We start from the raw sequence: 12,029 nt of genomic DNA on the forward strand, positions 1-12,029 counted from the left end.
GCCGCGCTCCGCTTCCTCTTCCACTCTTCCTCCACCGTCTCCGGAAGGAGCACTCCCATGACCCGCATGCGCACGGTCGACGCGGCCGTCCTGATCCTCGAGCGGGAGGGCGCCACCGAGGCGTTCGGCCTGCCCGGCGCCGCGATCAACCCCTTCTACTCCGCGATGCGCGCCCACGGCGGCATCCGGCACACCCTCGCCCGGCACGTCGAGGGCGCGAGCCACATGGCCGACGGCTACACCCGGGCCGCCGACGGCAACATCGGCATCTGCGTCGGCACCTCCGGCCCGGCCGGCACCGACATGATCACCGGGCTCTACGCGGCCTGGGCCGACTCGCTGCCCATCCTCTGCATCACCGGCCAGGCTCCCGTGGCGAAGCTGCACAAGGAGGACTTCCAGGCCGTCGACATCGCCTCGATCGCGAAGCCCCTGACGAAGCTCGCGATGACCGTGCTCGAGCCCGCGCAGGTGCCCGGCGCCTTCCAGCAGGCCTTCCAGCTGATGCGCTCCGGCCGACCCGGCCCCGTGCTCATCGACCTGCCGATCGACGTGCAGCTCGCCGAGATCGAGTTCGACATCGACACCTACGAGCCGCTGCCCGTCGTGAAGCCCCGCGCCACGCGCGCCCAGGCCGAGAAGGCGCTCGACCTGCTCACCGCGCACGAGCGGCCCATCCTCATCGCGGGCGGCGGCGTGATCAACGCGGGCGCCTCCGACGCGCTCGTCGAGCTCGCCGAGCTGCTCGGCGTCCCCGTCGTGCCCACCCTCATGGGCTGGGGCGCGATCGCCGACGACCACCCGCTGAACGCCGGCATGGTCGGCATCCAGACCTCGCACCGCTACGGCAACCAGACCCTGCTCGCGAGCGACTTCGTGCTCGGCCTCGGCAACCGCTGGGCGAATCGGCACACCGGCGGCCTCGACACCTACCGGGCCGGCCGCACCTTCGTGCACGTCGACATCGAGCCGACGCAGATCGGCCGGGTGTTCGCGCCCGACTACGGCATCGTCTCCGATGCGGGCGCGGCGATCGAGGCCATCCTCGAGCTCGCCCGCGAGCGGCAGGCCGCCGGCACCCTGCCCGACTACTCCGCCTGGGCCGCGGACGCGCAGGACCGCAAGGCGCGACTGCAGCGCAAGACGAACTTCGTCGAGGTGCCGATCAAGCCGCAGCGGGTCTACCAGGAGATGAACCGCGCCTTCGGCCGCGACACCACGTACGTGACCACCATCGGTCTCTCGCAGATCGCGGGCGCGCAACTGCTGCACGTCTACGGGCCGCGCAAGTGGATCAACGCCGCGCAGGCCGGCCCCCTCGGCTGGACGGGGCCCGCCGCCCTCGGCGTCGTCCGCGGCAAGCCGGGCGAGACCGTCGTCGCGCTCTCCGGCGACTACGACTTCCAGTTCATGATCGAGGAGCTCGCCGTGGGTGCGCAGCACCAGCTGCCGTACCTCCACGTCGTGGTGAACAACAGCTACCTGGGCCTCATCCGCCAGTCGCAGCGCCCCTTCGAGATGGACTTCCAGGTCTCGCTCGCCTTCGAGAACGTGAACACCCCGCAGGACGAGGGCTCCGTCGCCCACGGCTACGGCGTCGACCACGTGAAGGTCGCCGAGGGCCTCGGCTGCAAGGGCATCCGCATCGAGCGGCCGGAGGATCTCGCGGCGGGCTTCGCCGAGGCGAAGCGGCTCATGGCGGAGTTCCAGGTGCCGGTCGTCGTCGAGGTCATCCTCGAGCGCGTGACGAACATCGCGATGGGCGCCGAGCTCGACGCCGTGAACGAGTTCGAAGACCTCGCCGAATCCGCCGAAGACGCCCCGACGGCCATCCTCGCGTTGCAGGATTGAGCATGCGCGTCGTGATCGCCCCCGACAAGTTCAAGGGATCGCTGTCCGCCCCGGAGGTGGCCCGGCGGGTCGCCGAGGGTGCGCGCCGGGCCGACCCCGCGATCGAACTCGTCGAGGTGCCGGTCGCCGACGGCGGTGAGGGCACGCTCGACGCGGCGCTCGCCGCGGGCTTCAGCGCGCGGAGCGCCCGGGTGCCCGGGCCGCTCGGCGCGGAGCTCGACGCCGAGTTCGGCCTGCGCGGCGAGGAGGCGGTCGTCGAGCTGGCGCGCGCCTCCGGGCTCGAGCTGCTGGCCGAGGGCGAGCGGGACGCCGGGCGCGCGACGAGCCTCGGCACGGGCCGGCTGATCGCCGCCGCCCTCGACGCCGGGGCGAGGCGCATCGTGCTCGCGATCGGCGGCAGCGCCTCCACCGACGGCGGGGCCGGGCTCCTCCGCGGGCTCGGCGCGCGCCTGCTCGACGCCTCGGGACGGGACCTCCCCGAGGGCGGCGCCGCGCTCGCCAAGCTCGACCGCATCGAGCTCGGCGGGCTCGACCCGCGGCTCGCCGGCACCGAGTTCGTGCTCGCGAGCGACGTCGACAACCCGCTGCTCGGGCCGCACGGCGCCGCCGCCGTCTTCGCCGCGCAGAAGGGCGCCGACGCCGTCGGCATCGCCGTGCTCGACGCGGCCCTCGCCCGCTTCGTCGAGGTGCTCACCGAGCACGACGGACGGCTCGCCCGGCCGGCACGGGAGGCCGCCGAGGCCCCCGGCGCCGGGGCCGCGGGCGGGGTCGGCTTCGCCGCGCTCGCGGTGCTCGGCGCGGTGCGCCGCCCCGGCATCGACGTCGTCCTGGAGCTCACCGGGCTCGACGCCCGGCTCGCCGACGCCGATCTCGTGATCACGGGGGAGGGGAGTCTCGACGCGCAGAGCCTCATGGGCAAGACCCCGCTCGGGGTGGCGCGCGCCGCGCGGCGCGCCGGCATCCCCGTGCACGCCGTCTGCGGGCGCAGCGAGCTCGACGCCGCCGCGCTCGCCGACTCCGGCTTCGCCTCGGTGCGCGCGCTCGCCGAACTCGAACCCGACCCGGCCGTCTCGATGGCGAACGCCGGCGAGCTGCTCACCCGACTCTCGGAGGACCTCATGACCGAGCTCATCACCGCATCCGGCACCGGCGCGGAGCCGGCCGGCACCGCATCCGGCGACGCCGGATCCGCCGCCCCGGCCTTCGACCTCGTGCTGCGCGCACCCCGCGCCCTGCTCGCGGCCGACGGCGGCGCCCCCGTCGAGCGCGGTGCCGAGATCGGCGTCCGCGACGGCCGCATCGTGCAGATCTCGCCGCTCGGCGCGGGGCTCGCGGGCGCCCGCCTCGTCGAGCTCGGCGCGGGCGAGGTGCTGCTGCCCGGGCTCGTGGACACCCACGTGCACGTGAACGAGCCGGGCCGCACCGAGTGGGAGGGCTTCGCCTCCGCGACCCGCGCCGCCGCGGCGGGCGGCGTCACGACGATCGTCGATATGCCGCTCAACAGCATCCCGCCCACCGTGTCGGTCGCCGCGCTCGAGGAGAAGCGCGCGGTCGCGGCCGGGCAGGCGGTCGTCGACGTCGGCTTCTGGGGCGGCGTCGTGCCGGGCAACCTGGCCGAGCTCGGCCCCCTCGTCGACGCGGGCGTCTTCGGCTTCAAGTGCTTCCTGCTGCACTCGGGCGTCGACGAGTTCCCGCAGGTGACGCCCGAGGAGATGGAGCAGGCGATGGCGGTCGTCGCCGCGCGCGGCTCGCTCCTCCTCGTGCACGCCGAGGACGCGCACCTCATCGACGCCGCGCCGCACCGCGGCGGGCCGGCGTACGCCGACTTCCTCGCCTCCCGGCCGCACGAGGCCGAGGACGCCGCGATCGCCGAGGTCATCGCCCGGGCGGCGAAGACCGGCGCCCGGGCGCACGTGCTGCACCTGAGCAGCGCCGACTCGCTCCCGCAGATCCGCGCGGCCAAGGCGGCCGGCGTCGACCTCACCGTCGAGACCTGCCCGCACTACCTCACCCTCGTCGCCGAGGCGGTGCCCGAAGGCGCGACGGCGTACAAGTGCTGCCCGCCGATCCGCGGCGAGGCGAACCGCGACGCCCTCTGGCAGGGGCTCCTCGACGGCACGATCGACTTCATCGTCTCCGACCACTCGCCCGCGACGCCCGAGCTGAAGTACGCGGGCGACGGGGACTTCGAGCAGGCCTGGGGCGGGATCGCCTCGCTGCAGCTCGGGCTGCCGCTCGTCTGGAGCGAGGCGCGCCGCCGAGGCATCCCGCTCGAGCGGGTCGTCGAGTGGATGTCGTCGCGGCCCGCTGACCGGGCGGGGCTGCGCGGCAAGGGCCGCATCCAGGTCGGCGCCGCCGCCGACTTCGCCGTGTTCGCCCCCGACGAGCACTTCGCCGTGGACGCGGGCGCCCTCGAGCACCGGCACCCGGTCACCCCCTATGACGGGCGCGAGCTCACCGGCGTCGTCCGCACCGCGTATCTCGCGGGCGCGGAGATCGACCGGGGGCTCGCGCAGGGCCGGCTGCTCCGGGTGGGGAACGACGAGTAGCCGGCCGCCGATGGGGCCGGGGCCGCCGCCCCGGCCCCGCCTCCGCCTGCCCCGAGCGCGGCCCAGACCCCCCGCGCGAGCAGGAGCAGACCACGCCACCACCCCACGAACACGACAGGGAGCACCGACATGATCGCCTCATCCGACGAGCTCGAGCCGGGCCGCCAGGCCCCCGACTTCGCCCTGCCCGACGCCACGGGCGCCGTGCGCACCCTCGCCGAGCTGCGCGGCCGCCCCGTCATCGTGTACTTCTACCCGGCGGCGTTCACGCCCGGCTGCACGACCGAGGCGTGCGACTTCCGCGACAACCTCGCCTCGCTGCAGGGTGCGGGCTACGCAGTGCTCGGCATCTCGCCCGATCCCGTCGCCCGGCTCGCCGAGTTCGCCGACGCCGAGCGGCTGAGCTTCCCGCTGCTGTCCGACGAGGGGGCCGAGACCGCGCGAGCGTGGGGCGCCTGGGGGCAGAAGACCGTCGCCGGCCGCACCTTCGACGGCGTCATCCGCTCGACCGTCGTCGTCGACGAGGGCGGCCTGGTGGCGAGCGTCGAGTACAACGTGGACCCGGTGGGCCACGTCGCCCGGCTCCGCGAGCGGCTCGCGGTCTGAGACGGCGGATGCCGCGTCGGCGTCCCTGCGCCGACGGCGTCGCACCCATTGCCGACGCGCCATCCGCTTGCTAAAGTTGTCGCATGCTGAAATAACAGTTCCACGATATGAAAGCTAGCTTTCGTATTCCGTACACCGTGGATGCCAGCAGACCAGGAAGCGGATCAAGCGATGAAGCTTGAACAGTTCAACGGGGCCGATCGCCGCGAGGCGATCGAGCTCCTCCGACCATGCATCGACGTGCCGAGATGGTGCGACGAGCTCGCCGACGGGCGGCCCTACGCCTCCGTCGCCGCGCTCCTCGCCGAGGCCGAACGGGCGGCCTCGCCGTTCACCGCGGAGGAGGTCGAGCGGGCGCTCGGCCACCACCCGCGGATCGGCGAGCGCGCCGCGGGCGCCAGCCGGGAGGCGACGCTCTCGCGGTCCGAGCAGGCGGGGGTCGACCCCGCCGACGCCGAGCTCGCCGAGCGCCTCGCCGCGGGCAACCTCGCGTACGAGGAGCGCTTCGGCCGGGTGTTCCTCATCCGCGCGGCCGGGCGCAGTGCGGCGGAGATCCTCGCCGCCCTCACCGAGCGGCTCGGCCACGACGAGGCCGAGGAGGACAAGATCGTCGCGGCGCAGCTGCGCGAGATCGCCCTCCTCCGGCTGGAAGGCGCGGTGACCGCATGACCTCGCCGCAGCCCACGACGCCCGAGTCCACCCCACCGGAGGGAACCCTGCCATGACCGTCTCGCAGATCACCACGCACGTGCTCGACGCGCAGCGCGGCGTCCCGGCGCCCGGCGTCGGCGTCGAGCTGTCCCGCCGCTCGGGGGAGGGCTGGGAGCCCGTCGCGAGCGGCACGACCGACGCCGACGGCCGAGCGAAGCAGCTCGGCCCGGAGCGCGTGCCGGGCGGCGAGTACCGCCTGCGCTTCGACACCGGGGCGTACTTCGCCGCCTCCGGCACCGACACCTTCTACCCCGAGGTGCTGATCGGCTTCACCGTCGCCGACGACGGCCGGCATTACCACGTGCCGCTGCTGCTCAGCCCCTTCGCCTATTCGACCTATCGAGGAAGCTAGCTCATGACCGACATCCTGACCACCGCCACCGAGACCGCCGCGGGCGCAGCCGAGGAGGGCGGGCGCATCGTGCTCGGCCCGAACCAGTACGGCAAGGCCGAGGTCCGCGTCGTCAAGGTGACCCGCGACACCGATCGCCACGAGATCGAGGACCTCAACGTCACCTCGCAGCTGCGCGGCGACTTCGCCGGGGCGCACCTCGCGGGCGACAACTCGCACGTCGTCGCCACCGACACGCAGAAGAACACGATCTTCGCCTTCGCGCGCGACGGCGTCGGCTCGCCCGAGGCGTTCCTGCTGCGCCTCGCCGAGCACTTCACCGGTTCCTTCGACTGGGTCACCGGAGGCCGCTGGCTCGCCGAGAGCTACGCCTGGGAGCGCATCCTGGCCCACGGGCAGGAGCACGACCACGCCTTCGTCCGCTCGGGCCAGGAGGTGCGCACCGCCGCGGTCGTCGCCGACGGCGACGAGCGCCACGTCATCGCGGGCCTGAAGGACCTCGTCGTGCTCAAGACGACGCAGTCGGGCTTCGTCGGCTACCCGAAGGACCGCTACACGACCCTGCAGGAGACGACCGACCGCATCCTCGCGACGAGCGTCGCGACGCGCTGGCGCTACCGGCCGGGAGTCGAGCTCGACTACAACGCGACGTACGCGAGCGTGAAGGCGATCCTCCTGGAGACCTTCACCGAGCGCTACTCGGCGGCACTGCAGACGACGCTCTTCGAGATGGGGCAGGCCGTGCTCGAGCGGCACCCCGAGATCGCGGAGATCCGCTTCTCGATGCCGAACAAGCACCACTTCGTCGTCGACCTCTCGCCGTTCGGCCTCGACAACCCGAACGAGGTCTTCTACGCCTCCGATCGCTCGTACGGGCTCATCGAGGCGACGGTCACGCGCGAGGGCCTCGAGCCCGCGCCGGGTGCGTGGGAGAGCGTCGGCGCCTTCTGCTGACGCGGGCTGCCGACTGGCGCTGCGGGCGCCGCGCACTCGCGCGGCGCCCGTCGTCGTGCCCGCTCGCCCGCCCGCCGCGGGTTCGACGGCCGGGCGTGCGAGCGGCTAGCGTCGAGGCATGACCCAGCTCGACGGCGCGCAGGAGGCCGGCCGCCTCGCCGACGCCGTCGACGCGCGCAGCGGCATCCGCACCCGAGCCGCCGCTGCGGACGAGATCGGCGCCGTCCTCGCCCGCTTCGACGCCACCTGGGGCGAGGGCCGGGGCCTCGACCACTCGACGATCCGGGCGCTCGCCCACGCCGGCGGCACGGTGCTCGTCGCGGTGCCCGACGACGACGGCGGAGTGGATGCCTCGGGCACCCCGCCCTTCGCCGCGCCCGGCGAGGTGCTCGGCGCGACCCTCGGCTTCCTCGGCTGGTCGGGCGGCGTGCACCTGCACTCCCACATGAACGCCGTCGCGCCCGCCGCGCGCGGCCGCGGCATCGGCGCCGCGCTCAAGCTCCGCCAGCGGGCGCTCTGCCTTGCGCACGGCGTCGAGGAGATCCGCTGGACCTTCGATCCGCTGATCCGCCGCAACGCCCGGATGAACCTCGTGCGCCTCGGCGCGGAGGTCGCCGACTACCTCCCCGAGTTCTACGGCGTGCTCGGCGACGAGATCTCCGGCAGCGACCGCAGCGACCGCTTCGAGGTGCGCTGGCGGCTCCGTTCGCCGCGCGCGCTGCGGGCGCTCGCGGGGGAGCCGGCGCCCGTGTGGCGCGCGACGTCGGGCTTCGCGCTCGTCCCCGACTTCGAGGCGCTGCGACGCGAGTCGCCCGCCGACGCGGCCGCGCTGCGCACCGCCTCGGTCGAGGCCTTCACCCGGATGGCCCGGGCGGGCCTGCGTCCGGAGCTCGACGCCGCGGGCGACTACGTGTTCACCGAGGACGACGCCGACCGGGAGGCCGCATGACCGAGCAGACGAGCACCGCGCTGGGGCTCGAGGCGATCGAGCTGCACCGCATCGAGGTGCCCCTCGTGCGGCCGTTCGAGACCTCCTTCGGGCGCGAGACGGTGCGCGAGGCGCTGCTCGTCCGGGTCCGCACCGCCGCGGGCGACGGCTGGGCCGAGTGCGTCGCCGGGCGCGAGCCCTTCTACTCCTCCGAGTACGTGGACGGCGCGGCGGCCGTCATCGAGCGCTACCTCGCCCCGGCGCTGCTCGCCGCCTCGGCGGGCGGGGCGCTCGGCGGCCACAGCGGGAGCGCGGGCCATCCGCCGACCGCCGAGGGCGGCGCCGACGCGGCGATCGCCTCGGTGCCCGCCGCCGCGGCGGTCGGCCCCGCGCTCGCCGTCGTCGCCGGCCATCGGATGGCGAAGGCCGCGCTCGAGGCGGCGGTGCTCGACGCCGAGCTGCGCGCCCAGGGCCGCTCGATGGCGCAGGCGTTCGGCGCGGTGCGCGACTGGGTCGACTGCGGCGTCTCCGTCGGCATCGCGCCGACGCTGGAGGAGCTCCTCGACGAGGTCGCCGGCTACGTCGAGCAGGGCTATCGGCGCATCAAGCTGAAGATCAAGCCGGGCTGGGACCTCCTGCCCGTCGGGGCGGTGCGGGAGCTCCTCGGCCCGGCCGCGCTCCTGCAGGTCGACGCGAACACCGCCTACCGTCAGCGCGACATCCCGCTGCTCGCCGAGCTCGACCGCTTCGGGCTGCTGCTCGTCGAGCAGCCCTTCGCGGAGGAGGACCTCGCGAGCCACGTGCAGCTCGCCGCGGCCTGCGACACCCCGGTGTGCCTCGACGAGTCGATCCTCGACCGCACCACCGCGCTCGACGCGATCGAGCGCGGGGCGACGAGCATCGTGAACATCAAGCCGGGCCGGATGGGCGGCTACCTCGAGTCGCTGCGGGTGCACGAGGCGTGCCTGGCGCTCGAGGTCCCCGTCTGGTGCGGCGGCATGCTCGAGACGGGGCTCGGGCGTGCCGCGAACGTCGCGCTCGCGGCGCTGCCCGGCTTCCTGCTGCCGGGCGACACCTCGGCCTCCGACCGCTACTACGCCGAAGACCTCACGGAGCCGTTCGTGCTCGGCACGGGCGAGCATCGCGGCCAGCTCGCGGTGCCGCAGGGACCGGGCACGGGGGTCGAGGTGCGCGAGGAGCTCGTCCGCGCCTGGGCGAGCGCGTCGCCCGTGCTGCTGCGCTGAGCGGGGAGCCGTTCACCGGGCGGCCCGCGCCGCGCGGGCGTAGCCGCCGGGCGTCTCGCCGACGACGGTGCGGAACTCGCGGGTGAAGTGCGCCTGGTCGGCGTAGCCGAGCTCGGCGGCGAGTTCGGCGAGGGGCGGCGAGTCCGCGCTCGCGAGCCGCTCGGCGGCCTCCTGCAGGCGGTAGCGGCGGATCAGCCAGCGCGGGGTGAGCCCGAGCTGCTCGCGCACGAGCCGTTCCAGTCTGCGGACGCCGAGCCCTTCGGCCTCGGCGAGCTGGACGACCCTCGTCAGCGTGCGGTCGTGCTCGGCGCGCTCGACGAGCCGCCGGACGGTGCGGGCGTCGTCGCCCGGCTCGAGCCCGAGGCCCGCGAACCAGGACTCGAACTCGCTCACGGCTCGCTCCTCCTCGAGCCCGGCGGTCGCCGCGGCGACGCGGGCGAGGGCCGGGCCGGCGCCCGCGACGCCGTCGAGTGGGAGGCCGTGCACCGGGTCGATCAGCGTGCGGGCGGGTCGGCCGAGCAGGAGCGGTGCGACGCCGGGCTGCAGCAGCACGCCGAACGCCCAGCCGGTGCCCGCGAGCGTGCGGGAGCCGAGGCCGAGGTTCGGCCCCCAGAGCGCCGCCCCGCCGCCCCCGCCGCGCTCGACGCCCTCGACGACGAGGTTCGCGCTCGGGTACTCGAGCACGCGCTGCGTCACCGTGCGGCCGGGCGGCAGCCGCCAGCGCGGCACCCAGTAGTGCCGCACGAGCTCGGCGAGCGCGGGGGAGGGGGCGTGCCGGGTCATCCCGATCGGGGACCCGGTGCCGCCGAGGGCGGGCTCGCCCGCGGCGGGCGCGAGCACGCCACGGCTGCGGGGCGCGCCGGTGCGCGTGCGCCAGTACGCCTCGGCCCGCTCGTCCGCCATCCCGCCAGTCTGCCCCGCGCCGACGACATCCGCGCCGCCCGTCCGGACCCCGACCTCTGTCGCGTTCGTTCAATCGTCGGCATCGGCGGCTCCGTAGCGTCGATCACGACCGCAGAACGAACGCACCGAGGATGGAGCGAAGCCATGGACTTCGAGATGACGATCTACATCGCCGCCGAGCCCGAGACCGTCTGGGAGGCGATCACCGGCGAGGCCGGCAGCCGGGCGGTGATGTGGGGCAGCGTGCTGCGCGGCGAGCTCGTCCCCGGCGCCCGCTACGAGTACGTCGGCCCCGGCCAGGACGGCGAGGAGACCGTGCACGTCTACGGGGAGGTGCTCGAGGCCGAGCCGCCGACGCTCCTGCGGCTCAGCGAGCACCCCGGCCCGAGCTACCGGGAGAACCACGCCGAGCTGCGCAGCCGGATGACCTGGCGGCTCGAGCGGGCCGGCGAGGGGCTCACGAAGGCGACGTTCACGAACGACGAGTGGAGCGAGGGGCACCCGGCCGCCGAGGAGACCGCGGACACCTGGCCGCACGTGCTGTCGAGCTTCAAGAGCTACGTCGAGACGGGCCGCGCGCTGCCCTTCCCGGCTTGAGCGCCCAGACCGCCCCGGCCGCCGTGGCGGCCGCCCGCGTCACCGGCCGCCGGTAGGATCGCGGCATGGCCGAAACCGCGTCGCGATGACCCTCCTCGTCCGCCAGTACCAGCCGGCCGACCGCGACGACATCGCCGACGTCTGCCTCCGCACCGCGATCGCGGGCGGCGACGCGAGCGGCCGCTACTCCGACGACGCGCTCATGCCCGAGGTGTTCGCACTGCCGTACCTCGCCTACGACCCCTCGCTCGTCTTCGTCGTGACGAACGGGCACCGGGTCGTGGGCTACGTGCTCGGCGTCGCCGACACCCGCGACTTCGTCGAGTGGTGGCGGCGCGAGTGGGCGCCGGGGTTCGCGGCGAGGCATCCGCGCCCCGGCCCGCCCACCGGGCGCGAGCCGGCGTTCACCGAGGCGCGCCTGCTCGAGGCGGGCCGAGACCCCGACCGCATGCTCGTGGCCGAGCTCGACGAGTACCCGGCGCACCTGCACATCGACCTGCTGCCCGAGGCGCAGGGGCAGGGGCTCGGCCGCCGGCTCGTCGACGTGCTGCGGGCGGCGCTGCGCGGTCGCGGGGTTCCCGGGGTGCATCTCGGCTTCGACCCGTCGAACACCGGGGCGCGCGCGTTCTACGAGCGGCTGGGCTTCGTCGAGCTGCCCTCGAGCACGCCGACGGCGCCGCTCTTCGGCATCAGCACCGGCTGATCGTCCTCGGCGCGCAGCTTCGGCCGGCGCTCGAACCAGTAGAGCAGTCGAGGGTCGCTGCGGCGGAGCTCAGCCATGGTGACCGGCTCCTCGCGCACGACCTCGTCGACGCCGAGCACGGGCGCGACGAGGTTCATCGTCTCCTCGTCCCAGAAGCCGCCGCGCATGCGGAACACCGAGTGCCCGCGGCGGTCGACGACGAAGAGCTGAGAGCTCGTCTCCGAGCTCGCGCCGCGGTACAGCTGCACGCGCAGCACGCCGGAGATGTCGCGCGCCGCGATCGTCTTGGTGCCGCCGAAGAAGCCGCGCTCGACGATGCCGGCCGCGCTGACCGAGGCCCGGGTGCGGCGGTACTGCAGGAAGGCGAGCGCCACGGCGCCCGCGATCAGCACCGCGAGCACGCCGACGAGCAGGAACGGGCGCGTGCTCCCCGGCCGGTAGAGCACCCAGAGCGCGAGGCACAGGAGCGGCAGCGCGAGGGTCGCGATCGGCAGTCCGATCGACCAGCCGAGCGTGCGGCGGGGGCGCAGGGTCCGCACTCGCAGGCCCGCCCGATCGATCACGGGAGGCAGGGTGGATGGGTCCCCAACACCTTCGCTCCCCTCATCCACCGGTGCCCTCGACATAACCC

The 12,029-nt window shown here is 74.6% G+C and carries 12 protein-coding genes and 1 pseudogene; 11 read left to right on the top strand and 2 right to left on the bottom strand.

The window, feature by feature from the left end; genetic code table 11:
- Positions 1 to 57: 57 nt before the first annotated feature.
- From gcl to menC, 9 genes and pseudogenes are all read left to right on the top strand, one after another.
- Complete coding sequence (gene gcl, locus IEY71_RS13910) at positions 58 to 1,851, top strand: glyoxylate carboligase (RefSeq protein WP_189085902.1); 1,794 nt, start codon at positions 58 to 60, stop codon at positions 1,849 to 1,851.
- Positions 1,852 to 1,853: 2 nt separating this feature from the next.
- A pseudogene (locus IEY71_RS18620) lies at positions 1,854 to 2,969 on the top strand (glycerate kinase); the annotation flags it as partial.
- Positions 2,970 to 4,400 carry an allantoinase AllB gene (gene allB / locus IEY71_RS18625; protein ID WP_229781760.1) on the top strand — a complete coding sequence of 477 codons (1,431 nt, stop codon included), beginning with the start codon at positions 2,970 to 2,972 and terminating at the stop codon, positions 4,398 to 4,400.
- 129 nt (positions 4,401 to 4,529) lie between these two features.
- Complete coding sequence (gene bcp / locus IEY71_RS13920; RefSeq protein WP_189085904.1) at positions 4,530 to 5,006, top strand: thioredoxin-dependent thiol peroxidase; 477 nt, start codon at positions 4,530 to 4,532, stop codon at positions 5,004 to 5,006.
- 171 nt (positions 5,007 to 5,177) lie between these two features.
- Positions 5,178 to 5,675: a 2-oxo-4-hydroxy-4-carboxy-5-ureidoimidazoline decarboxylase gene (gene uraD / locus IEY71_RS13925; protein WP_189085905.1), complete on the top strand. Its 498-nt coding sequence runs from the start codon at positions 5,178 to 5,180 to the stop codon at positions 5,673 to 5,675.
- A gap of 52 nt (positions 5,676 to 5,727) precedes the next feature.
- The gene (gene uraH / locus IEY71_RS13930) at positions 5,728 to 6,069 is read left to right on the top strand and encodes a hydroxyisourate hydrolase (RefSeq protein WP_189085906.1); all 342 of its coding nucleotides are present in this window, start codon (positions 5,728 to 5,730) and stop codon (positions 6,067 to 6,069) included.
- Between the two features lie 3 nt (positions 6,070 to 6,072).
- The gene (pucL, locus tag IEY71_RS13935) at positions 6,073 to 7,023 is read left to right on the top strand and encodes a factor-independent urate hydroxylase (protein WP_189085907.1); all 951 of its coding nucleotides are present in this window, start codon (positions 6,073 to 6,075) and stop codon (positions 7,021 to 7,023) included.
- A 118-nt stretch (positions 7,024 to 7,141) separates the two neighbouring features.
- Positions 7,142 to 7,972 carry a GNAT family N-acetyltransferase gene (locus IEY71_RS13940; protein ID WP_189085908.1) on the top strand — a complete coding sequence of 277 codons (831 nt, stop codon included), beginning with the start codon at positions 7,142 to 7,144 and terminating at the stop codon, positions 7,970 to 7,972.
- A complete protein-coding gene (gene menC / locus IEY71_RS13945; RefSeq protein WP_229781746.1) occupies positions 7,969 to 9,195 on the top strand; it encodes an o-succinylbenzoate synthase in 1,227 nt (408 codons plus the stop codon). Before IEY71_RS13940 ends, menC begins: the two co-directional genes overlap by 4 nt.
- A 12-nt stretch (positions 9,196 to 9,207) precedes the next feature.
- Here menC and IEY71_RS13950 read toward each other — a convergent pair whose 3' ends face one another.
- The gene (locus IEY71_RS13950; RefSeq protein WP_189085909.1) at positions 9,208 to 10,098 is read right to left on the bottom strand and encodes a helix-turn-helix domain-containing protein; all 891 of its coding nucleotides are present in this window, start codon (positions 10,096 to 10,098) and stop codon (positions 9,208 to 9,210) included.
- A gap of 144 nt (positions 10,099 to 10,242) precedes the next feature.
- Here IEY71_RS13950 and IEY71_RS13955 point away from each other — a divergent pair, with 144 nt between their 5' ends.
- Entirely contained in the window at positions 10,243 to 10,695 is a 453-nt protein-coding gene (locus IEY71_RS13955) for an SRPBCC domain-containing protein (protein WP_189085910.1), read from the top strand.
- Between the two features lie 85 nt (positions 10,696 to 10,780).
- On the top strand, positions 10,781 to 11,398 hold the full coding sequence (locus tag IEY71_RS13960) for a GNAT family N-acetyltransferase (protein WP_189085911.1): 618 nt from the start codon (positions 10,781 to 10,783) through the stop codon (positions 11,396 to 11,398).
- Here IEY71_RS13960 and IEY71_RS13965 read toward each other — a convergent pair.
- Positions 11,323 to 11,961, bottom strand: a complete 639-nt coding sequence (locus tag IEY71_RS13965) for a hypothetical protein (protein ID WP_189085912.1) — start codon at positions 11,959 to 11,961, stop codon at positions 11,323 to 11,325. The two genes, IEY71_RS13960 and IEY71_RS13965, sit on opposite strands and share 76 nt — an antisense overlap.
- Positions 11,962 to 12,029 lie beyond the last annotated feature (68 nt).

The sequence above is a fragment of the Agromyces mediolanus genome (genome assembly GCF_014648575.1).
Lineage (GTDB): Bacteria > Actinomycetota > Actinomycetes > Actinomycetales > Microbacteriaceae > Agromyces > Agromyces mediolanus.

Coding starts and splice junctions, on each gene's coding strand:
- IEY71_RS13950 (WP_189085909.1), bottom strand. CDS start 10,098: ATGGCGGACGAGCGGGCCGAGGCGTACTGGCGCACGCGCACCGGCGCG.
- allB (WP_229781760.1), top strand. CDS start 2,970: ATGACCGAGCTCATCACCGCATCCGGCACCGGCGCGGAGCCGGCCGGC.
- menC (WP_229781746.1), top strand. CDS start 7,969: ATGACCGAGCAGACGAGCACCGCGCTGGGGCTCGAGGCGATCGAGCTG.
- uraH (WP_189085906.1), top strand. CDS start 5,728: ATGACCGTCTCGCAGATCACCACGCACGTGCTCGACGCGCAGCGCGGC.
- uraD (WP_189085905.1), top strand. CDS start 5,178: ATGAAGCTTGAACAGTTCAACGGGGCCGATCGCCGCGAGGCGATCGAG.
- bcp (WP_189085904.1), top strand. CDS start 4,530: ATGATCGCCTCATCCGACGAGCTCGAGCCGGGCCGCCAGGCCCCCGAC.
- IEY71_RS13940 (WP_189085908.1), top strand. CDS start 7,142: ATGACCCAGCTCGACGGCGCGCAGGAGGCCGGCCGCCTCGCCGACGCC.
- IEY71_RS13960 (WP_189085911.1), top strand. CDS start 10,781: ATGACCCTCCTCGTCCGCCAGTACCAGCCGGCCGACCGCGACGACATC.
- gcl (WP_189085902.1), top strand. CDS start 58: ATGACCCGCATGCGCACGGTCGACGCGGCCGTCCTGATCCTCGAGCGG.
- IEY71_RS13955 (WP_189085910.1), top strand. CDS start 10,243: ATGGACTTCGAGATGACGATCTACATCGCCGCCGAGCCCGAGACCGTC.
- pucL (WP_189085907.1), top strand. CDS start 6,073: ATGACCGACATCCTGACCACCGCCACCGAGACCGCCGCGGGCGCAGCC.